This is a genomic window from Stenotrophomonas sp. TD3 (genome assembly GCF_001939825.1).
Lineage (GTDB): Bacteria > Pseudomonadota > Gammaproteobacteria > Xanthomonadales > Xanthomonadaceae > Stenotrophomonas.
Map to the genome: position 1 here is coordinate 697,947 of NZ_MOYM01000003.1, position 21,982 is coordinate 719,928.

Annotated in this window: 17 protein-coding genes and 1 pseudogene; 6 read left to right on the forward strand and 12 right to left on the reverse strand. The window is 60.7% G+C overall.

Going from position 1 to position 21,982, the window contains the following annotated elements; genetic code table 11:
* Positions 1 to 219 precede the first annotated feature (219 nt).
* Positions 220 to 669: a multidrug/biocide efflux PACE transporter gene (locus BKE09_RS22760; protein WP_075678296.1), complete on the reverse strand. Its 450-nt coding sequence runs from the start codon at positions 667 to 669 to the stop codon at positions 220 to 222.
* 166 nt (positions 670 to 835) lie between these two features.
* Between BKE09_RS22760 and BKE09_RS22765 the strand changes: the two genes are divergently transcribed.
* From BKE09_RS22765 to BKE09_RS22775, 3 genes are all read left to right on the forward strand, one after another.
* Positions 836 to 1,732 (forward strand): LysR family transcriptional regulator, encoded by an 897-nt coding sequence (locus BKE09_RS22765; protein WP_075678297.1) that lies wholly within the window; start codon positions 836 to 838, stop codon positions 1,730 to 1,732.
* 186 nt (positions 1,733 to 1,918) lie between these two features.
* The gene (locus BKE09_RS22770; RefSeq protein WP_240502990.1) at positions 1,919 to 2,737 is read left to right on the forward strand and encodes a hypothetical protein; all 819 of its coding nucleotides are present in this window, start codon (positions 1,919 to 1,921) and stop codon (positions 2,735 to 2,737) included.
* Positions 2,738 to 2,827: 90 nt separating this feature from the next.
* Entirely contained in the window at positions 2,828 to 3,283 is a 456-nt protein-coding gene (locus BKE09_RS22775; protein ID WP_075678298.1) for a hypothetical protein, read from the forward strand.
* Positions 3,284 to 3,561: 278 nt separating this feature from the next.
* Here the strand turns inward: BKE09_RS22775 and BKE09_RS22785 are convergent, their stop codons facing one another.
* From BKE09_RS22785 to BKE09_RS22795, 3 genes are all read right to left on the reverse strand, one after another.
* A complete protein-coding gene (locus BKE09_RS22785; protein ID WP_075678300.1) occupies positions 3,562 to 4,029 on the reverse strand; it encodes a hypothetical protein in 468 nt (155 codons plus the stop codon).
* Positions 4,030 to 4,386, reverse strand: coding sequence for a hypothetical protein (locus tag BKE09_RS22790; protein ID WP_075678301.1), 357 nt, complete (start codon positions 4,384 to 4,386; stop codon positions 4,030 to 4,032).
* Between the two features lie 459 nt (positions 4,387 to 4,845).
* Positions 4,846 to 5,601 (reverse strand): tetratricopeptide repeat protein, encoded by a 756-nt coding sequence (locus BKE09_RS22795; RefSeq protein WP_075678302.1) that lies wholly within the window; start codon positions 5,599 to 5,601, stop codon positions 4,846 to 4,848.
* 167 nt (positions 5,602 to 5,768) lie between these two features.
* Here BKE09_RS22795 and BKE09_RS22800 point away from each other — a divergent pair, with 167 nt between their 5' ends.
* The gene (locus tag BKE09_RS22800) at positions 5,769 to 6,485 is read left to right on the forward strand and encodes a hypothetical protein (protein WP_075678303.1); all 717 of its coding nucleotides are present in this window, start codon (positions 5,769 to 5,771) and stop codon (positions 6,483 to 6,485) included.
* Between the two features lie 822 nt (positions 6,486 to 7,307).
* On the opposite strand, the gene BKE09_RS22805 is transcribed toward BKE09_RS22800, so the two are convergent.
* From BKE09_RS22805 to BKE09_RS22815, 3 genes are all read right to left on the reverse strand, one after another.
* Positions 7,308 to 8,240, reverse strand: coding sequence for an RHS repeat-associated core domain-containing protein (locus tag BKE09_RS22805; RefSeq protein ID WP_075678304.1), 933 nt, complete (start codon positions 8,238 to 8,240; stop codon positions 7,308 to 7,310).
* Positions 8,241 to 8,245: 5 nt separating this feature from the next.
* Positions 8,246 to 12,094 (reverse strand): hypothetical protein, encoded by a 3,849-nt coding sequence (locus tag BKE09_RS22810; protein ID WP_083663141.1) that lies wholly within the window; start codon positions 12,092 to 12,094, stop codon positions 8,246 to 8,248.
* A 66-nt stretch (positions 12,095 to 12,160) separates the two neighbouring features.
* A complete protein-coding gene (locus BKE09_RS22815) occupies positions 12,161 to 13,900 on the reverse strand; it encodes a hypothetical protein (protein ID WP_139319708.1) in 1,740 nt (579 codons plus the stop codon).
* A 787-nt stretch (positions 13,901 to 14,687) separates the two neighbouring features.
* Here BKE09_RS22815 and BKE09_RS22820 point away from each other — a divergent pair.
* Positions 14,688 to 16,430 (forward strand): hypothetical protein, encoded by a 1,743-nt coding sequence (locus BKE09_RS22820; RefSeq protein WP_075678307.1) that lies wholly within the window; start codon positions 14,688 to 14,690, stop codon positions 16,428 to 16,430.
* A gap of 737 nt (positions 16,431 to 17,167) precedes the next feature.
* Here the strand turns inward: BKE09_RS22820 and BKE09_RS22825 are convergent.
* Genes BKE09_RS22825 through BKE09_RS22840 form a run of 4 tightly spaced genes read right to left on the reverse strand, consistent with a single transcriptional unit; the run spans position 17,168 to position 20,235 of the window.
* Positions 17,168 to 17,503: a DUF6527 family protein gene (locus tag BKE09_RS22825; protein ID WP_075678308.1), complete on the reverse strand. Its 336-nt coding sequence runs from the start codon at positions 17,501 to 17,503 to the stop codon at positions 17,168 to 17,170.
* Positions 17,500 to 18,885, reverse strand: coding sequence for a ThiF family adenylyltransferase (locus BKE09_RS22830; protein WP_240502994.1), 1,386 nt, complete (start codon positions 18,883 to 18,885; stop codon positions 17,500 to 17,502). The genes BKE09_RS22825 and BKE09_RS22830 overlap by 4 nt, the downstream gene beginning before the upstream one ends.
* Positions 18,882 to 19,982, reverse strand: a complete 1,101-nt coding sequence (locus BKE09_RS22835) for a multiubiquitin domain-containing protein (protein ID WP_075678310.1) — start codon at positions 19,980 to 19,982, stop codon at positions 18,882 to 18,884. Before BKE09_RS22835 ends, BKE09_RS22830 begins: the two co-directional genes overlap by 4 nt.
* A gap of 31 nt (positions 19,983 to 20,013) precedes the next feature.
* Complete coding sequence (locus tag BKE09_RS22840; protein ID WP_075678311.1) at positions 20,014 to 20,235, reverse strand: DUF2188 domain-containing protein; 222 nt, start codon at positions 20,233 to 20,235, stop codon at positions 20,014 to 20,016.
* Between the two features lie 112 nt (positions 20,236 to 20,347).
* Here BKE09_RS22840 and BKE09_RS22845 point away from each other — a divergent pair, with 112 nt between their 5' ends.
* A complete protein-coding gene (locus tag BKE09_RS22845; protein WP_075678312.1) occupies positions 20,348 to 21,244 on the forward strand; it encodes a WYL domain-containing protein in 897 nt (298 codons plus the stop codon).
* Between the two features lie 276 nt (positions 21,245 to 21,520).
* Here the strand turns inward: BKE09_RS22845 and BKE09_RS22850 are convergent.
* Positions 21,521 to 21,859: pseudogene (locus BKE09_RS22850) on the reverse strand (tyrosine-type recombinase/integrase); the annotation flags it as partial.
* Positions 21,860 to 21,982 lie beyond the last annotated feature (123 nt).

The window sequence follows — 21,982 nt, forward strand, 5'->3', positions numbered from 1 at the left end:
CAGCCAGCGCATCTGTAGAGTCGAGCCATTCTCGACTACGGCGTGCCACATCGCGCTCCATCAGGCCCCTCGCCGGCAAGAACCCGCAGCACCTGATCCATCAGGACAGGCTCCGACACGCCAGCCACCATCTGTTCCAGACAGTCGAATGGATCCAACTGCCGTTGAAGGCGTGCACGCAACTGCAGAGCGGGGCGCAAACGCCTGCGCGGCGTCAACTCACGCCTGCCTTGCCCGTTCCGAGACATTCCGCTGCAGCAGCCGCTCCCGCACCTTGTCATACACCAGGTTGTAGACATAGGTGTAAGGCAGGAAGAACGCGATCAGGCCCAGCTCCAGCAGGAACGCGTCCCAGTAGGAGATGGACAGCCACCACGCGGCAAGCAGCACCACAACCACCACCAGGCCGCCTTCAAACCCCACCGCATGCGCAATCCGCACCGGCACGGTTCGCTTGAACCCGATCTTCTTCTCAACCCGCTCGAACAGCGCGTTATAGATCATGTTCCAGAGCATCGCGCACGTCGCCAGGGCGATGGTCAGCACACCCGTTTCAAACAGCGATTTGCCCAGGAAGTAAGACATCACCGGAGCGCACAGGCACAGGGCAATGGCTTCGAAGAGGACGGCGTGGAGGAGGCGGTCCCAGAGGGTCTTTTTGGAATTCATGCTGCAACACCTGATGTTCACCGCCGGCAGTGCCGAGCGGATGTAAGAGCGAATCGAGAGGGGGTGGGGCAGAGCGGCGATCCACGCTCGTAATGTGCCCGGGCGCCATGATATAAGCTTCAAAAATGAAGCAAAACCACCAATAACGCAGGCCGCCGTTTCAGATATGAAACACTTTCCCTGGGACAACCTGATCGTGCTGTTGGCCGTGATCCGCGGCGGCACCCTGCGCGAGGCGGCGAAGGCGGCCCGCATGAGCACGGCCACACTATCGCGCCGGCTGGATGCGCTGGAGGAGCGGCTGGGTGGCAAGGTGGTAGAGCGCACGTCAACCGGCTGCGTTCCCACGGAACTGGGGCAGCGCGTGTTTGCACTGGCGGAGCAGATGGAGGAGGCCGCCGACGAGATCGCTCGCCAGGTTGATACGCCCCGGGAGCTGGTGGGCACCGTGCGCATCAACGCCGATGAGTGGGCCAGCTTCATGCTGATTACGCTGCTACCCGGTTTGAACCGCCAGCACCCTTCGCTGGATGTGGAGGTGCTCACCTCGCGCGAGCCTTACAATCTGGCCCGCCGCGAGGCCGATGCCCTGCTGCGCTACGGTCCGCCCGACACAGGTGATCTGCGCGGTGACCGCGTGGGGCAGATGGACTATGCGCTGTATGCCAATCAGGCCTACGCTGCGCGGCGGCAGGCAGAGATTGCCAGCCAGGCATGGCATGAGCTGGAATTCGTGGGTCTGGATGAGCCGCGCGTGGAATTTGAGGTGGAGCGCTGGATGCGTTCGTTGCCCGGTGCAAACCGCCCTTGGCTTCGCTGCAACTATTCTGTTGGAGTGCTCGATGGGGTCACCTCAGGAGCCGGGCTGGGCGTCATAGAGTGCGCGGTTGCCCAGCATGTAGGCGGGTTGATCCGCGTGCGCGATGCGCCGGCACTGAGCAAGGAAGTGTGGCTGTGGACGCACCGGTCGCTGTATGACACCCCGCGCTTCCAGGCCGTGCGGGATTTTCTCAAGCAAACCTGGCTCAGTGGCACGACCGGGCGCCAGCGGGCGGCGAAGTAGGCCCCAAGGGCGCGCGCAGAAGAGGATGCCGCACTGGCACGCCTTGACCGAGCCGGCGTCAGCTATGCAGGGGAAATCTGTCGTTTGGTTTCTCCAACACGTCGATGGAGATGATCGCTGCGCAGCCTGTATGCCGGCATTGCCGGCGTTCTCTTGGGGACGATTCTGGGACCGGAGGAGTTCTACATGGAGCGCGATGGGGCGCATGCCGCCCCCGCCAACCTCGGGTACGATGAGACGGTCGGCATCCGCGCCGGCGGGGCAGGGGGCGCAATGGACATGCAGGCAGGGGGCGGATTCGATCCGCCAGCGAAGACCGATTCGCAGGAGCTGACATTCCACTGGCTTTACCAGCGGGTACAGGGACTGGTTGAGCACAGCATCTACCCGAAGGCGGGCAGAGTGGAGACGTGGGCGTTTCGCATCGGCATGGCTGCGGCGATCATCGGCATTCTCACGGGCCAGCTTCCGGATCGATGGCTGCCTGTTGGCGTAGTACTCCAGGTGGTTATTGCCTGCCTGGCAATCGAAATCGGAGGTTTCATTGTCGGGGGCACCCTGGCCGCCCGCAGGGGCATTCGCCAGTTCAGCCAGCCACGGCTCTCGCACGCGCGGGAGATGGATGGCGACTTCGCTCACTGGCAAGCGGTGGTGACCGAGGTTCGCGGATTCCCGCGCGTCCAGCGCGAGCGGCCCCTCAAGTACGTCAGTCACCTGCGCACAAACATGATTGAGCGCATGGGCATGATGTATGGCGGCCTGCAGCGGCTTGGACCATTTCCACTGTTGATTGCCCTCTACCTGCAGTTCCGTGGATGGAAATGGGGCGACTGGGCGGGTGCTTTCGATGTTGGGCTACTGGGCGCACTACTGATCTTTGCCATGGTGCTGCTGTACCTGCTGGGCTGGATGCTGATCGGCCTTCGCACCAGGCTGGATACCTACGTTGCCTTGTTGGAGGGCTCCATCCACGAACTCGAGCCCTCGAAGCCAGCGACTTTGTAGAGTTGGGCCATGCTCGACAGAACACCCGAAGGGAAAGGGTCAACAGCCATCCTGGGGGCGGGTGAACTTCATGAACGAGGGCGGCGTCAAATGACCCTATTTAAGAGAACCGGTCTTCTCCTGTGCCTGGCAGGCGCAGGGTTGGTTAATGCGCAGGTGCCGCCTCAACCGGACAGGCCGAAAGTTGAGCTTGACGGCTCGATCGCAACGGATAGTGGCGCGGAGCTTGATGACGAGCAGCTACGCACGTTGATTGGGCGCGCAGATGCAGGCGATGCTGACGCGGCGTTTCGGATTTCACGCCACTTTGAGGGCAAAGGCACGGTCGGCAGCTCCCATATGTGGCTTGTCTATGCCGCAGCGCTGGGGCACCCGATTGCACAGTACAACGTGTTCTTCATGTTGAGGGACAAACAGGACTGTGAGTCATCCAGTGAGGCATACGCATGGCTCAAGAGTGCCGCGCTGAAGAGGGTGAAGGGCGCGGACTCCGAGCTTGAGCAAGCGACTCGCATGGCGGCTCAGCGATGTGCCAGCAAACGATAGGAAGAGAGAAACCATCTACGAAATGAGCAGATACAATCGATTTCTTCGGGCTTACTACATCATGTTCTTCTGGGCACTCAGGCTGGTTGCCTGCCTTGGAGCTGCCGTGAATTCAGTAATCCTTGCTTTCGTGCTGATTGATCTTGCTGATGGTGGCCGAGACTATGGGTTTGCGGGCTTAGCGTTTGTGGCTTTCTCTCTTTGCATGGCATTTGTCATGTGGAAAATCGGGTCTGCCGGCCTGCTTCGCCTCCGGCAAGCGAACGCCTCATAGGCCTTTACGTGCCACACCGCACCCCATCAGGCACCTCGCCAGCAAGAACCCGCAGCACCCGATCCTTCAACACAGGCTCCGGCACACCTGCCAGTACCTGCTCCAGATGACCCAGCGGCTGCAGCTGCCATTGAAAGATTGCACGCAGCTGCAGAACGTCGCGGGCCCGCTCCTCGGCGTCCAGTGTTGCCTGCAACAACAAGAACTGCGCGCGCCTCTCCAGCCACAGCACTGGAACGCCTCTACAGTGAATCTGGAATCCGGCGTTCTGATGCCGCTCGACGAGCTGGAAGCCCCGCCGTGGCCGGGCCTCCACGAACTGCATCGCTTGGCGGCGCAGCTGCTGGAAGCGATCGTCGGGAATGTTGCGGAACCCGATAGTCGAGGGCACGGGCGGTGCCAGCCAATGCGTCTGGGCCGCAACTACCGCCACAAGGCACAGTGCCGTGGCCGTCCAGCGGTAACGCGCCACTCAGCCGTCCGGTCGCATCCGCGTACTGGCATGTGCAGTCAGCCCCAATCCGGCCATGATCAGCCCCTCCATCACCCGCGGGCCGACGTATTGCTCCAGTTCGCCGTTCTCGCGGGCGCGCTGCGCGGCCAGCAGGATCTCCAACACCACGCGAAGGCCGGCCAGCGAGCAATCGGTATCCGCCAGGGCGATGCGTCGGCCTGGCATCTGATGGCGCTCTGGCCAGGGCTGGCCATCGGAGGCGGCGCCGGCGCCGATGCTGTGCAGCAGGGCGATGAGCGTGTTGGGGTCCAGTGCGGGGCCGTTGGCGGGCGCGTCGTGGATCGGGTGCGGGGCAGGGGAGTGGGGCTGGGTCATGGCTGGGCTCCTTGCGTGCATGCAGAAGCCGCCACCGATAAAGGTGGCGGACGGTGCGGGGCTCGAAATCCGGTGTGCAATCTTCCCGGCGGGCACAAGGCCCCCACGCACCGCCCGCCATAGCCGGCCGACGGATTGCCAGCCGGCACCACAGAGCGTGATGCCGGCTGGCAAGCGCATACTTCTCTTGCACAACCGAGGATTTCGAGGCCTCGGCCACCCGTTTTCGGTGGCATGAACAGGAATACGCCTGGCTGTGCGCGATGCCAATGCAGTAAGGCCGATGCCGTCACCACTTTCAACATTTTCAGAATCGTTGCATGCGGCGCAATGAGGCGGGAACCATGCCCTGTAAGGCTATCGGCGATGTCGGTGGTGCAGTCCTGCGCGCTGTCGGCATCCGCCCGGCGAGGCCATGAGCGAGGCGGATACGACAGGATCGCCAAAGGCCGCCAGGCGTCAGTAGCCCTTCAACGCAACCTTGGTTCGCTCCAACCATGCGGCATTGTGGCTGCGCGCGTGGCGCGACCAGTGCTGCGCATCGTCGATGATGCTGGTGAACAGGCTGCGGGCTTGCTCACGATCGTCGGGCTGCGGCTGTGCCATCAGCCATTCGGCGTACAGGCAACGGGCGGCCGCATCGTTTCCGCATTCGACAGCGCGCTCGAATGCGGCGCGGGCTCCGGGTGCTTGGGCGGCAGCCAGTGCCTGCGCGTAAAGCAGCGTCTGTTCCGGCTTGCGGCGCACATCCGGATGGCGGGCGAACAGGCCGTCCAGCGTCTCCACCGCAAGCGCGGGCTGCCCGGAATCGAGGCGGGCACGGGCAAGGCCGGTCAGGATGTAGGGATCGTCGCCCAGCGGCGAGCTGGCCGCCTGCTCGAGCAGGGTCCTGGCTTCCTCTGCCTGGCCGGCATCCAGCAGCGTCATGCCCAGGCGAACCCGGTTCTGCACGGTGGGCGTACGCGCCAGTTCGGCACGGGCGTTGCGCAGGTCCTGGCCCGGGTCCATGAGCTGCTTGGCGGAACGGACGACCTGCCGGGCGCCGCGCGAATGGCGGACTTCCGGGAAGTAGATCGCCAGGAAGTAGACGACGCTGCCGAGCAGCGGGAACGAGAAGAGGAGGATGAGCCAATAGAGGCTCTGGCCCGAGCGGATGGCGTGCACCGCGAAGTAGATGGCTGCCAGTACGTGGAGTCCGATTCCGATATAGGGCATGTGCGCCGCCTCGTCCTTGTGAGGGTTGGCACTATAGTGGGGGAGGGGTGGGGCGCCAATGGGGCGGGGCGATCGGGCGTGACGCGTCACGTTAACAGGGTGGATTCTGCAGGTCGGAGCGCTGCATGCCACTATGTGGCGGGGCTGCATCGATGGAAGGGGGATACATGGAGCGTACGAAAAAGACACTGACGATGGCCGATGTTGCTGGATGGGGTTCGGCGCTCGTCACCTTTGGATTGATTCAAGGGGCCTTCTATCTGAAGGCGTACTGGGGCCATTTCGGCCTGGATCCCTTTCAGTTTGTCGCGGTGAGCGAGCTTGCGCTGGCGGGGCTTGCGGGGATCGGCATGGTGTTGTTCTTCATACTGATTGCGCTGCTGTTTGGAGGGTGGGTCGAAGGGAAGGTGACAGCGAGGCCGTCCCAAGCCAATCTGCTGATGTGGCTGACCCTGGCTCTTTGTCTTGTTGGAATGGGTGCCTTGCTTTGGTGGTCCAATGCCTGGCCCGTTTTGATAGGTGTGGTGCTGACGGGCATATGTGCAATGGCAGTACGCCTGTCCCCAGTGTTGCCGACCGCCGTGAAGGACTCGCCGTGGCTGGTCTATGCGCTCGCGATGATTGTCTATGTCCCGATCTCGTCAAACTGGCTTGGCTTCGAACGCGCCAAGGCGATTACTTCTGGCAGTAGCGAGTACACCGTCAATGTGACGATTGATGAGAAGGTGCAAGGCAGCCTGGGCCTAGTGGGGCGTTTGGGTGATAGCTATGTGCTTTGGAGCCCGGCGCAGAGGGCGGCAGTTCTTGTGCCTGTGGGTGACGTGAGCAGGCTGGAGCTCGCGCGAAAGCCCATTTTGCCCGCCAAATCGGTTCAGTCGCGATAAGGGATGTTTATCAGGGGTAGGGCAGGTGGCCACTTCTGGAAGGTTGCGCTCCTGCCCCTATCAATTCCCTCTCAGCCTCCCTCGCTATTCGCCGCGCCCGGATGTGGATCGATACGAACGACACGAAAGACGCTGCAACATCTCGGCGCGCAGTGACAATCGCATGAAATACTGCCAAGGTCAGGGCTCAATAGTGGCGACTTGATCGAGCCAGAGCTCTATCTGCTACATCTCATCCGCTCGACCTCATTCAGAACTTGCTTGTCTAATGAACTGAAGTCGTTCGGAACTTCCTTCTCTGTGACAAAGGAATAGGTCACAGCAAAGTCGTCCCCATGAAGTACACGACTGCAGGAAACATTGCCCAACGTGTCACAGGATGCCATTAGCTCATCGTCATCCAACGGTTGTGTGGTGGCACGAGCACTCGGGCGCCATACGAAAAAGTGGCTCTTGTCGCCACCGTCGGGAACGGCAAGCAGTCCCTTCTCCAGCATCTTCGCTTTTTGCCAGCCTTCAATAGCGCTCGTACGCAGATGGGATCCTTGGGGGAGGTCGTCAAACCTTCTGCCAGGAAAGTACGATTTGGCTACCACCGCTACCGCGATCAAATTATCGGGGCCGATACAAGCCTCGCTATGGGTTGAGTAACAGCCATGGAGCGTGAAGCCACCCGCCACAGGATCCTGATGACCCCGCCGGGAAGGCGTTGCGTCCAGATCGCTAGGAATGCAGAAGTCGGTCTTCGCACCATTGATATGATATGAAGTGGACGAATCCACACACCCGGACCCTAGAGCTGCCACGGCACATACAAAAAGCCTAGTTACTGCAACTCGGTTGAGGGCAATAGTCATATACGTCTCGCGTCGTTGATCCAAGAACATTGATTACGGTCTCCAGAGCATCCGTCTTGTATCCACCAAATGCCTTGGGATCAGCTCCATTTCGCTCAAAGACTCGCTCATGGAACTCCCCGATGACACTCCTGTCTAACATCACCGGGTTCTTCTCGGTTGCGCCAGCCTGATCCAGCGCCTGCACATGCGCTTTCGCAAGATCAATCCTTATCGCTTCCATCTTGAACGCGACCGCAATTGCCTGCGTGCTTGTCATGGCCCTGGGGTCGGCGCCCATGTTTCTCGCAATGGAATCTCCGAGAATTTTATTGGTAATCTCTGAAAGCCGACCATTCAGAGGGGTGGCGCCACTGTTGCTGGCTACTTCGCCCGCGCGTACCGCATATCTATCGCCACCCGATCCCGCCAACTGGTAATACGCCTTCCAATCGCCCGATACGGCGGCCGCTCTTTCCTCAACGGTGACCCAGCAACCCTTGCCGCTACACTCGCGACCGTCGGGATCTCGGTTGGTGTAGGGATTGCTGTTGGCATACCAATAACGATTGAAATTGTCCCCGCGTGGTCGAGCAGCCACTGGGTCGACCGATAGAAAGCGCCCGATCGTAGGATCATAGTAGCGCTGCTGCATGTAGTTGAGTCCTGTTTGCGCATCGGACACATGACCGGTGAAGCCCGGCTGATCATCGCTGCCTGCGACGAGCATGGACCCGTATGGATCATAGAATGAATCAGCTATCAAATTTCCAGATGCGTCCGACTCTGCCACTGGGGTGCCCAAGGCATCGGTATGCACGTATATGACTGTCGCCTGTGCATACACATCAGGACTGAGCGCCCCGAAGATCAGCATCAGCGAGGTTATGTGGCGGGTAGCTATGCCGGCTCGGTTCATTCGCACTACCCTCCAGTTGCGGAAACGGCGGGTGCCCAGGCCGAGCACCCTATGGGCTTGCATGCTCTCACCTGGAACGTGGCGCCTGCAGGAACGCCCGTGTAGTCGATCTGCACCGATGTGGCAGGTCCCGAATAGGTTCCCCTTCCCGTGACTTCGTACCAGGCAGCACCGGCCACTGCGTTCCAGCTGACGAAGTAGCGCACCTGCCACGGTGGGAATGCATTGGTGACTACGAAGCGCGCGGTCAGTCCGGTTGGTGTTACGGGCGGAACATTCACTGCCACCACAACTGATCCACTGTAGCCGCTGCATCCCCCCTGATTGCATGCGGCGACCCGATATGCATAGGTGCCATCGCCGCGACCGGAGATGACCGCAGAAGTACTCGCGCCGCTATAGACTGCCGTCCACCCTCCACCATTCGCGCTCTCTTCAACTACATAGCTACTGGCTCGATCAACCGCGTTCCAACTGATCGTGTAACTGCCAGTGCCGGAGCTGCCCGGCCCGGATAGCGCCGGCTCCGACGGTGGCCGCATCACTACCACGTTCAACGCCGGGCCCTGCGGCCCGCAGCCCCCATCGTTGCAAGCGGCAACACTGTAGCTGAGGTTTCCATTTGCGCGCCCAGTCAATGTCGCGCTGGTGCTGCCGCTATTGAGGATGGCATTCCACCCGCCGCCGGATACGCTTTCGAAGAGCCTGTATGTCGTCGCAAGGGGAACCGGCGACCAGCTCAGAGCGACATTTCCATCATTTGATAGGGCCGGGCCGGAAAGGCTTGAAGTGCCTGTCGGAGCACGAACCACCCGCACAGTCGCGGGGCCGGTGCTTGGCCCGCATCCGCTGCTGTTGCAGGCGGACACACGGTAGCCGTAGCTTCCATCTGGCTTCTGTGAGAATTCCCTCGCCGTCGCCGCGCCTGTTGCCGCCACGATCCAGGCGGAGCCACCGCTGCTTTCTTCCAAACGATAGGTGCTCGAGCCGGAGACTGGAGACCAAGAGACGGTGTAGATACCGTTCGCAGACAGTGCGGGAGCACTCAATCCAGCGGGTGATCCTGGCACGCGCAGGACCTGCACCGACGCCGTCGAACCATAATCACCGCAGCCGGCGGCATTGCAGGCGCGTGCGCGGTAGGCGAATGTGCCATCGGGCTTGCCGACAAAGGAGCGAGAGAGGATGGCGTCGTTCTGGATCTCGACCCATCCACTTCCTGCGGCGGACTCCTCCAATCTATAAGTTTGGGCGCCGTCTACTGCTGGCCACGAGACGCTGTAGTTGCCGTCTATTGAGAGCCCAGGCGCGTTTACGGAGGGCCCAGCTGAAGGTAGCGACTGGACCGACGTGATAGCAGTGGCACTCCAGCCACCGCAAGCAGTAGCACGACAGGCCCGCACACGGTAGCCGTAAGACCCGCCAGCCCTGTCGGTCACTTCTCTTGTCCGGTCAGGCCCGGAATACATATTGGACCACGCGCCAGCGCCTGCTTGCTCTTGCAGATCGTACCGGCTGGCTTGGGCCACCTCTGACCAGAAGACTGTGTAATTTCCGCTGGAACTCTGGATGGGCGCGCTGATCACCGGGCTGGCGGGTGCCGTCGATGTGGTGGCCTTTGCGACCAGACTTCCATTCAGGTATACGTACTCCACGCTGCTCGCGGTACGATCATTGTCTTGTCGACGAAGCACCCCGTCATTTCCGTAGAAAGATGCGATGGTGCCAGAGTCGGCCGAGGACAGGACTCTTCGTCCGCTACCGTCGTATCGATAGCTTTCCTTGCCGACCGCTGTGCGAAGTCGGTTGCCGTAGTCGAACTGAAATCCTTGACCGTTCTTGACAGAAAGGTTTCCCTGCACGTCGAAAGCGAGCCCCGCTACCGTCGAGCCGCTACTGTCGATGATGTTGGTCAGGCGATTGTTGGCGTCATACCAGTAGGAAAGATCCTTGAGGCCATCAAGCCTGACCGCACGGATGTTGTCCAAGGCGTCGTAGCTGTAGGTTAGCTGCCCATTGCCACCAAAGGCGGTTGAATGGGTGGACAGCAGGCGATCCTGCGAGTCATACGTCATCGAGCGAGTGCGCGCTGAGTTCAAGCCATCGGCGATCTGCGCTACGTTGCCTGCGGCATCGTAGCTATAGGTGTTGTTGAGAACCCCCGCATCGGAAACACTGGCTGGAAGCTGTCTTCCGTTCTGTTGCATTGTGTGTACTATCCCGTTGCCGTACACGAACCGGCTCATGCCACCATTAGGGAAGTACGAGACGCTGGACACGAAGGTGCCCGCGCGCGTTGGCTGACCCAGCGCATTCGGGGCGTAATCAACGCTTAGCCCGCTTGGATACTGAACACTGGCCAAGGAAGCCTGCGGGTCGTAGACGTACCCAGCCGACTGTGCAGGCATTCCCGTCTGTTCGATCGATTCTCCGGTAACGAGGCGACGTTTGTTGTAGCTATAGGTATTCACCACCTGGCTACTACCAGCATCATTGCGCGTGGTGACCTGGGCGACCTTGCCGTCGCCGGTGTAGCTCCATATCTGGTCACCATTGCCGTCCGGAAACGACAAGGCGAGTAGGCGATTTCGGGCATCGTACGATCTGGAAACGCGTCGCGGAGCTACCGCCGCCGAGTTGCCGTCTGGCTCGCAGCCGGTACTACTCGCGAGGCCGGATGCAGACCAGGCGATGTTCCCAGCGCCGTCGTAGCCGGCGAGCGTAGCGCCTGTCTCAGGCTCTACTGTCCGGCACAGCTCTTGGGCCGCGTTGTAGGAATAGGCTCGCGTGACCTCGAGGCTGCCATCTGCGCTGCTGCGGCGAATGCTCAGCGGCTTTCCGAAGGCGTCGCGATCAATGACTGTCAGCCCGCCTTCCGGTTGAAGGATCCGCGTAGGACTGTCGAAGGAGGGCTGATCCAGCATGCGATACCACGTCCGGGTCTCGGCACCCCTGGGATTGCGGGCAAGGGTGAACACGCCTGACGCATCTCGGAGATAACTGAGCGAGGTGGTAAGGTCACCCAACTCGGAGTTCTGGGTAACAGAGGTGGTGCGACCCAGTGCGTCATAGACGGTCCAAGTGCCACGGTCACTATTAGCTGTTGCCGCAGGATAGGAGGAGAACACCGTCCTGCCTTCGTTGTCGTACTCCTTGCCGGTGAATCTGATGGTGCCTGGGTCGGCGGCATCGTACTCCGAGACAATCAACGGACGCCACAGTGCGTCGTAGTACGCGATGGAAACTCGGTTTCCAGTAATGGTGGTTTTTCGCCAATGGCCGGCCGCAAGACCGTACTCGTCGCCCATGACCTGAACAAAGCCCTGGTTCATCGGGCTCCAAGCGGTGCTATCTCCGCTCGGATAATCAATGCCCGCCACCCGTCCCATCGCGTCATAGCGATATCCGGTCGAGAACCCGTTCTGATCGGTGACTTGGCTGATCCAGCCGTGATCATCCACGATAGCGCTTTGCGTTGTGCCGTCAGGGAAGCTGATCAGCTGCGGAACACCGCGCTTCCAAGAACTCAGCGCGATAGTGTTGCCATTTCCATCGCGTACATATGCAATGGTGCCGTCGGCGTTGTAGCCAAGCGATTGGGTCAACTTCCCGAACGCCAAGAACTGCGTGGGTCGAGAGGTGACAGGATCGAACATCGTCTGATCGGCTAGGACGCCATTGATCGCACGAGTAGCAACTTGACCCAGAATCCATGAGCTTTCGTTGTCATGGTAGCTCAGGGTTTCCAAGGTGGTGGCGGCACGGGCTTCTGGAAGGCAGGCCGTTGCGATCAGAGCAGCTGCGAGCAGCGTCTTGTTCGGATATGTGCTACTACGAGGCGATTTACGTGCCATACGCTTCCCTAGATTGTGCGGCGCAGCGCAGGAGCACTGCCATTCGACTGCCTGTCGTACCCACCTTCACGGCGAGCTGGATCGCGTGACCTTCAGCGGTCTCGCATAAGCGTCAAACTGGTCCACGCGATAGAGAAATGTATTTCCATCCTGCGTGATGGTGCGTGTCTCCAGCGGCTTGGGTAGCTCTTCTTCCTTCGAGCATGACCAACAGGGATTGCTGCCAATCCGGGCGTAGCTGCCGTCCGAGCTACGCCGGTACTGGATGTCGATCCGCCGCAGCACGCCCTGCGTATTGCCGCGTTCCTCGCTCAGCAGCTGGCCTTCGAGATCGCCATACTTTTGACTGAAGGTGAAACGATCCCAGCTGCCGTCCTCGCGGGTAACGGTGAGTGCGCGGGTCTCAGGGCACGGCGTAGTTGAACAGTAGATATGCTGTCCAGTGTCCAGACTCGCAGCAAGCGGCGTGTACTGGTAGTTCCATGTCATGCTCGCGAGCCCGGGCCCTGAGATGACCTTGCGATTCAGTGCCAGCACGGTCAGGAGGTGGGACTCCACCGGATAGAATATCTGCGTGAAGGGCCGGCAGGTGTTCGGTGCATTGGTTCTGCCATGAAGTCGATAGCTCATCTCAAATGTGCCCCTGGCTCCTGAAGGATGAGTCATGACCACCGTTGCGGATGAGCTTGGGCCTGGTGTGAAGGACACAAAGTCAGCACAGTTCCTCCAGCCGCCAATGGGGCTATCGAACGCAGCTCCGGCATCAAATGACCAACTTGAGCCATCCGGAAGAACCACACGGGTGAGCTTGCGATCGACAGTGCTGCCGGCGTACTCATAGTTCCAAGTGCGACCGTTGGCGACGACACTCTCTACCCCGTCAGCGCCTGAGTTCACCGTAATGGAGCGGCCGTCGCTCGCGCTCATGACGACCTGATTTGGGGAGTAGGTGAATGTAATGAAATTCCCGTTCCTGTCTTCGATACGGGTCGGCAACGCGCGGAACTCACGTAGCCCCATCGTGCTCGTATAATTGAAGAAGCCATTGCCGTAGTTCGCGGTCATGGTCCCGCGGGGGATAGCTACAATGCGGTCAAACCAGTACCTGTCCCCATTGGGAGCATGCGCCATGAAGGCCTCCCCGCTCTCGCCGTTACTGGTGCTTGGGAGACAGGAAAATACCCAGCGATCCGCGGTAGTCCAGTGATAGGCACGACCGTCGGTTGGTTGCTTGGCACCCGCAGCCATGATGATCATGGGCTTGCTATCGCTCCCGGGAAGACTCAGGGAGAGCCCGCCCCAGAAGAAGTGAGGGTCGAAGGAGAAGCCTACGTCTCCTTGCCCGCTACTCACATACTCGGATGGAGCGCTGGCCTGCTGTGGTGAATTCAGTGGGATCGAACAACGACGCAGTGGCTCGCCAGGCACCATGGACACCCAGCCACTCTTCCCAAACATGCCCGAGATGTAAGGGAGGTCAAAATCCCAGTCCCTCATCGATTTGAGGGTGTCCCGGCGCCCGCCCATTCTCAATGTGCGCGAGAACTTCATTGGCAACGCGTTGTTTCCAGGTAGATCAACGTCAACCTGGGTGAACTGGATGCCGCCCGTATAGAGGCTGACCTTGTCACCGAACAGGTCATTACCTAACGCCGTGAGTTCGCTCAGACCCTTGAGCTTGTCTTCGTAGAAGACGCCCGCCTGCGAAGAGGTCAGTGGCGCGCCAGTCTGTGCTTGAGCAGCGGCAGCGAGTGTCAGCAAAAGTAGATTGAGGACAGTGCTGATGACTTTCGAATGCAATGACACGTACGTCTCCATGTAGCGCTGGCCGAGCGGCCAGACATGATCCGGTGACTACTACGTCTGCAACGAGACAACTTCAGGACTTATCGGATAGCAATGAGGCATCGCATGGACAAACGCTGCCAAGAGAGCATCATTCACTGCGCTTTACGCACGAACTGCCGGCGCTGCGATAGCTGCGCTTGAGAATGACAGTTACGTCCCCTTGCAATGCGGCGGACACTATCTCAAGAAATGACGGCGCGCAACTGGCTTTGGTTTGCGCCTCCAGCCAGGGTCAGGGATATGCCGCGAGTGACAGCCAGTGCTCTTGCGTGGTCCAACCGATCGGTGGCCATCTAGCGCCCCCAAGCCAGCCGTGGCCCAGACAGAACTGCTGCGCCATGCGCGCCTGCTGACTACCTCAGCGAGCAGCCGGGGCGGCGGCGGCAGCAGCGGCTGGGTTTCTGTAGAAAGAGCAGTCCTTGTTCAAGGGTCCAGGAGGGGTCTGGGTCCTTGGAGCCAATCCGGCTAGCGTTATGATTCGATCCCACCTTATCTTCCGTCTCGGGACCGCGGTACGCTCAAGATCATCCGTGGATTAGGAAGATTTATCGGGGGTAGGGCTGCCGCAGCCGACCCATAGCTGGCAGACTGCTCTGGGATCTCAGGGCAGTCGGCGCTTTGGGGCTGGCGTCGATCGCGCCCTTGAGGCAGTTGTGGCGGCGCCCCCTCACTATTTGCTTGGTGCAATGGAAGTCTGACGTGCGATAGTTTGGCCGGGCGCTTACGTCATTCGCAGGAGGAAGCGATGCTCAAATCTATAGAAATTGAGAACGTTAGGGGTATCAAGAGTTGCACGTTTCAACTCGACATTATTCCTAACAAGCCGTCGCTCCTTGTCGCTCCAAATGGGTTCGGAAAAAGTTCGCTTGCAGCGGCATTTGCCGCGCTCAAAACCAACCGAATAGAGCTCCCAAAGGATCAGTTCCACTTGGGAGACGAATCGCTCGCGCCAAAACTAACCCTCACCATCAGGCGGGATGACGGGACTTCCACTCTCGTTGCAGACAGAAACTGCAACGCAATTGCGGCATTCTTTGATATCCATGTGGTCGCCAGCAGGCTTCGGGCAAAGGCCACTAAGCACAATATGGGCAAGTTCACGACCGCAACAGCATCGCTGGAGATCAGTGACCTGGTGCTGGTTCAGACCATTCCCCCCAAGGCACAACATGCCTATGACGTGATGGAGATGCGCACGCGTTTTGGGCTATCCGGCAAGGTTTTTCAGAACCTCGGCAAGACACTCGGGAGCCCGACGCTAGCCGACGGTTTGATTGATCTGTATGGCGTGATGGACAAAGTGTCGGGTGTCCGCATTCAAAACGACATAGAAGAGATGACCGCGTTGCTTCAGGTCCAAGCCGGAACCGCCGACGAAATACGTGCGTGGGCTGGCGGTGCCCTCGCGCCACGCCTTGAAGCGATAGACGCCGTCAAGGCGCTGGCTGATCTCTTGGCGATGGCTGCCGGTCCCACTCAAGCCCGTATCGATGCTCTGCTATCGGGCCTGCAGGTGGTGCTGACCTATCTAGGCAACAAGAAAGCGTTCAAGGAAGCGTGTAAGTATCTTTCATACGTCAACGAAAAGGAGAGCTTCGAGGACATCATCAAAGCGTTCGGTTCTACATGGAAAAGGGTCAAGCCTACTGAGCGCAAGGGGAGTCTCGTTGTCTCGTTCCCGCCAGCCTTGCATATCTCTAATGGCCAGCGCGACTCTCTATGCTTTGCGGCCGAGTTGAGGAAGATTGAGCGATCAATCTCGTCGCGCGACATCATTCTCGTCATTGACGAGGTGTTTGATTACCTAGATGACGCCAATCTCGTGGCGGTCCAGTACTACATCACCAGGCTCATCAAGAAGGTCCGTGAAAAACAAAGGAACATGTACCCCCTGATTCTAACGCATCTGAATCCTTACTACTTTAGGAACTTCACATTCGCTAGTCAGAAGGTATACTTTCTGAAGAAGTCCAAGCCAGCCATCAACAAGGACTTTCGCGCTCTCATCGCAAAGCGGGAAGATCCATCCATTAAAGAAGACGTTGGTCGCCACTATCTGCACTATGATCCGTCACCGGTTGACGTAACGACGCAGTTCCAAGCTCTTGGCTTGAAGGAGTCCTGGGGAGATTCGATCGCATTCCATTCTTACACAGAAACGGAGTGGAATAAGTACGTCAACGAATCGGATAACTATGATCCATTTGCGGTCTGCTGCTTTGTCCGTGTCAGGATTGAGAAGATTGTCCATGACGCAATCCAAGGCCCGGTTCAGAAGTCTGATTTCCTCGGCAAGCGGATGACAAGGAACAAGCTGGATTTTGCGGCTGCAAATGGTGTCGACGTTGACGACACTATCTATCTCCTGGGCATCATCTACAATGACGGGATGCACGTTCACGACAACGTAGATGACAATAGTCCCATCGTTTCTAAGCTGGAGAATCGGACCATCCGCCATATGCTCATCGAGAGCGTAAGGGAGTAAGCCGCTCTTGCACTTTGCAGTACTGATGTCTGTTTGCGGCCGGAAACGGAAGCCCGCGGGCAGGTGATCAGGAGGCTTTATCGGGGGTAAGCAGCCGCGCGGCTAGTGGCCGAGCGCAATTTGCGCCTTGTCTGCTGAGAAGATGGAGGCGCAACCAGAACGCCGAGGCCTCGCAAAGCCAAGTTCAGAGCTGTCCGGCTCAGACCTTCTTGAGCACAGTCCACCGCTCAACGCAGCTACTCTCCTTCGCCGCGGGACGCGCGAGGCCTGGGTCCAATAGGCCCGTGCTGGCCGCGGCACATAAGCGAGCGAGGCGGGGTTCGCGTTGGCCTAGTTTCGGGCAAATCCGCGCAGGGCGACTGGAGGGAAAAGGCAGCGGCGTCTCTGGCTACTCCGAGCGGCGCAACTCGGCGGCAGAGTCATCAGCGGAGTCGATCCGCCAGGCGATCTCGTCGATCGTCACGACACTGAGTAAAGACTCGTCCTTGACCGCGCAGAATCGTTCCGTGCATCGGACGAGTTGCAAGAGCGCGCCCGACTCTGCCTTGAATCCGACCAGCTGTGCCTGTTGGCCGAGGGGCGCTCACTCTTCAATGCGCGCTCCGCTCGTGCGCTGCAGATACTATGCGCCGCGCTCAGCGGCATCACGATCACAAACGCGGCCGATGAGGACGAGAGTGGGGGCACCAAAGAGCACGAGCTGAGCGGCGTGATTAGAGAGGCTTGGAAGCGGCGCATCAGCGCACCCAATGGATCTGGCCATCGCGCACCCAGAAGTGCGAGCGGCAACCGGTGCTGCGCCACACTGAGGGATGAAGAGTCGGCAAGTCGCCGCGCGCAGTGAGGGTCCATCGAGGCCTCGCTGTCGGAGACAGCAGGAGCTCGATCACCGCACCGCAGCCGCATGGGCAAGTCATCACCGCGGCCCATGCCTCGCCCTCATCCATCATGCGAAGAAGCCGCTTCGGCGGAACGCTGGAAGGCGCGTCATATCCAATCGTATCCAGCACGCGGATGTCGATGCGCCGGCGACCGAGCAGCTGGCGGAAGAAGTCCTTGACCCACCAGATCATGCGCACCGCTTATCCTCCAATGCCGGAAGGCCGAGCAGCGGGGCGCCGAGGCCGAGCGCTGTCTGCGAGGCCCGCTGGGCCGGGAACTCAGTCTCGGGCGCGTGGGAGGTCTCTTCGATCACCAGATCGAACTCGGTTCGCGCGTAGGGCCCGTTGTCCTTCCTATATGGCGTGAGGCGCGCGACCAGCTCCTGCACCACCATACTCGCGGCGCGCATGTTCACCGAGATCACGGCTGGTGCTTCTTCATGACTGCCAGACATGTAGCCCTCCATCACCTGCTGCGCGAAGGCTTCGGGGTTTCGCCTGCGAAGATCCTCGGCAGCGAGCTGCTCGGGCGAGTATACGCGGCGGTCGAGCAGGGTCGAGCGGCCGGGCTGGATAAAGTCGATACGGCCAGAAATGTTGGCGATCCTCATACGCCCACGCGGGTGGAACACAGGAATGTTCACGCCAACATCGAAGAGCGGCTGGAGCATGGACGCGGCGAGACGGTCGGCAATGTGGCGTCCGTCCACGCTGTCTACGCACGAGAAGAGAATATCCGCGTCAGCCGCAGCCCGGATTGCGGGCCAGGTGCCGATTCGCTCCGGCACCGCGATCACGCGCGTACCGGGATGGCTCAGCGCAGCCGCGTCCTTGAACACATCCACCTTCAAGCGCCGGTTGATCGCGTCGGCGGCGGTGGAGTTGAGGATGCGGTTGAGGTTCTTGGGCTCGACCCGATCGTCGTCAATCACGATCAGCTCGCCGACCCCCATCCGGAGCAGCATCTCGGCCACGAGGCTCCCGGTGCCCGAGATCCCGACGATGGCCACCGAGAGCCGCGAGAGCTCGGCGCGCATCTGGGCACTGAACGGGAGGATCGACGGGCCAGGCGGATCGTCGTGCCAGCAGAGATTGATCTCCTCGCCGTGGACGGCGACGAGGTCGATGGGCTGGGGTGTCATGTCGCGGGCGTAAAGGCGTGCCCGGATCGCGCCGCCCGGAAGCATGACCGCCGTACCGTGCCACAGCGCGTCGGTGCGTGCGTAGGGATACAGGTAGGGCATCAACTCCTGGTCGGAGGCGTCATCCAGGGGCGAGAACTCGGGATAGCCGCTGGGGTGGGAGTGGATCAGGACCAGAGCGAGTCCTTCCTCTTCGTTCCGGTCGAGCCACTCATCGAGCACGTCCGTCGGCCAAGTGAGGCGATCGGGCTTGCGCCGGCAAGCATCATGGGGAACCGGAACCACCGAGCGGACCAGGAGCTTCAAGCGCTGGCCCGTGTCGCGCGTGCACACCAAGATGGCGGCGGCTTCCTTGCCGTCGCCGGGGAACAGGTGATCCCGAAGCACGTCGTGGTCGACGCCCGCCATCACAAGCGTGCTGCTGCGCTTCACGCGCCGACCTCCCGCGCCAGCGCCTCGTCGATCAGCGCGAAGTGGGAGGCGAGGTTGTCGACGCCCGGGCTCCACTGGCTGGCGCCGCCGCGGTGGCGCGACCAACGCTGGAAGTTCCGGCCATCGATCGCCTGGTGGTGCTCGGTCTGCGGCGGGATGCGGCCGTTGATGCTGAGTGGCGGGTGGCAGAAGAACATGTCCAGCGCGGCCGTCGGGTAACTCGGCGGTATCAGGACGGCCAAGGTGCAGACGGCGGCGTTGTAGCCCAGCGGCAGCGGGAATTCGCTCACGATCAACCACTGCCCGTCGTTGTTGACGGCCTGCCATTGCAGGCCGCGCCTGTCGAGGAACTCGGCGTCCGCAGCGAGCAGACTGAACTCCCGGCGGGCGTCCTGCCCGTCGCCGTTGTTCACCTCGCTGGGCGCGACGCGCAGGCGCTCTACGCCGGCTTGGCTGAGGTCGAGCTCGTCATCGAGGTTCACCGCGCGCACCGGCTGACCCTGCACCTTGAACTTCATCGTCCAGGGCCGCGACACGTTGAAGCCGGCTGCAGTCAGTGCGTCGCGCACCAAGACGCGCGACTGCGGCCACTCAGTGTCTTCGTCATTCACGCGCAGGTGCCAGACCGCGCGCTTGGTGTAGAGGCGCTCGACGCCCGGCATGTCGAGGTCGATCACCTCGCCCGGCTGGACCAGGCGATCCTTCTGGTCGCTGAGCTCAAGCCAGAGCTCCATCGCCGGATCGACGCGACCGATCCGGCGCACGGTGTCCGCATCCAGCGGGCCAGCCCAGGCGTAGCGCTCCTCGTCCAGCGTGAAGTAGGACACCCTGTCCGACTTGATGGCGAAGAATGCGAGGAGTGGGCCGCTGCGCGGCAGCTTTATGGTGTCATCGAGGGCCACCTCGTTGGTCGGGCCGCTGTCGGGCCAGCGCAGGAGGGCGTAGTCAGCCGCGGGGCGGAGCCGGGCTGCAGACAGAATCTGTTCGCCGGTCGGGGTGTGGTCGCCGAGTTCGATGGGCTGGTCGTTCACGATCACCGCGCTATGGCGGCGGTCGCCGGCTTGGTCGGGCGGTTCGCTCCGGTCTTGCTGGTTCATAGTCGTAGTCTCGGTTTGGAGGATGAGGGGGTCAGCCCTTCGGGGGGAAGGGATCGCTGCCGTAGCTGTTGGAGTCGCGGATTCGGCCGTTCGGCCGATGGATCACGACCTCGCCGCGCTCGCGGATGGCCTGCTGGCGGGCGGCCTCGGCGGCCTCGGTCTGGGTGCCGTGGGTGCTGCCGACCCGGCTGCCCCCCTCGGAGCGGGTGGCCCAGCCCGGGCCATGGGGAACCACATGAATGCGCTTGGACATGTGTGCCTCCTAGCGGCCGAATTGACCGCATAGAAAGAATACGCATAGTTTCTATAGGTAGTCAACTATCTTGTCTGATGGTAATATGCGGTCAATCCTCGGGAGGCGCCATATGAACCAAGCAGCCGAGAAGGCAAAGCATCGGTGGGGGCAGAACCGCCGACTGCACTTCATCGATGTCCGCTTGCAATACGACGGGCGGATCAACCGGGCCGACCTGATGTCCTTCTTCGACATCTCGCTGCCACAAGCCAGCGCGGATTTGAAGCTCTATCAAGACCTAGCGCCCCAGAATTTGCTCTATGACCCTCGGCTGCGGATGTATCTGGCCGATCCCAGGTTCGAGCCGGCATTCGCGCGAAGCGAAGCGACACGCTACTTGAATGAGTTGCAGCGCCTGGCGCGCGGGATCATCGAGCCAGACGAAAGCTTCATCGGGTTCCAGCCGGACACCGGCGTGGTGGCGACGCCAGTGCGAAAGATTGGCGCTGTCGAGGTCGCCATCTTCGTGCGCGCTATCCGTGATGAGGTTGCGCTACGGGTGCGCTACCAGTCCATGGAAGAGGATGACCCGAGAGAGTTCGTCCTGACACCGCACGCTATGGGCTTCGATGGCCTGCGCTGGCACGTGAGGGCGTGGTGTCATTCCAGAGCGCGGTTTCGGGATTACGCAATCGGCCGGCTGACTGTCCTGGGACCGGTACTAGCGCCCAAGATTGACGCAGCCACTGACGAAGGATGGAACACTCAGGTCGTAGTCCTCCTTGTACCTCATCCTGGCCTTTCGAGTTCGCAGCGCGAATGCGTGATGCGTGATTACGACATGCAGAACGGCAAGATAGAGTTGAAGTGTAGAAAAGCGATGCTCTTCTACACGCTGCGGCATCTAAATCTTCAAGACCTCGAGGTCGGGAAGGTTCCTGCTCAACAGCATGTCGTCGTTCAGAACAGCGAAGATGTGCGGCGCTGGGTCGACGAGGACAGAGAGGGCATCGCGACGCAGTCATAGCGGGCGCTGTCGCATTGATCGGCCGATGCGGTGACGCGGACAGCCTCCCCGACTAGTCGTGCGTTGGGTAATTGCTCGGTAATTTCGATGGAGCGAACGCCGATGCGAGTCGGAACGATGTGCGTACCAAGGTGCGCACCGCGTTCGCGGAGCGGGGACTCAGTTCAGAGATATTCGTGGTCGGAGGGGGCGATGGACCTGGGGGGGCGGGCACCACGTGAGGTTGATACTCTGGGTGCGGAAAAGCCCAGCAGGAAAACCATTGATCACCAGCACCTACTTCAATAGTCGCGCCGCAGGATTGTCCTCAGCAGCGCCGGCTTGGAAGTATCCAATGACGCTCGCCACAGATCGGTGCTCGGTCATCGCCATCACCGCTGGCAGCGGCACACCTTGCTTACCTGCTTCGGTCACGAAGCCCGAGCGCAAGCTATGAGCCCCAAAGTCCCCCTCCAATCCCGCCAAACGCGCCCGGCGCTTCACGATAGCGGCCACTGAGCCCGGGAGCAGGGCAGGGCCAACTCGCCCCTTCCAGATCCGCCGAAAGATCGCTCCCTCGTGGATCCCCGCCCCATCGATCCAGGCCGCAAGCGCTTCGGCACTCCGCCCCAGAATGAGGGTTGGCAGGGAATCGTTACGAACACGGCCAGATTTTCGCTAACCGATTGATGGATTGGTGAATTCTACCCTCGGCCGCCCTTCCAGGGTCGGCCCTCCCCAGGGAGCTGTGGCACCATT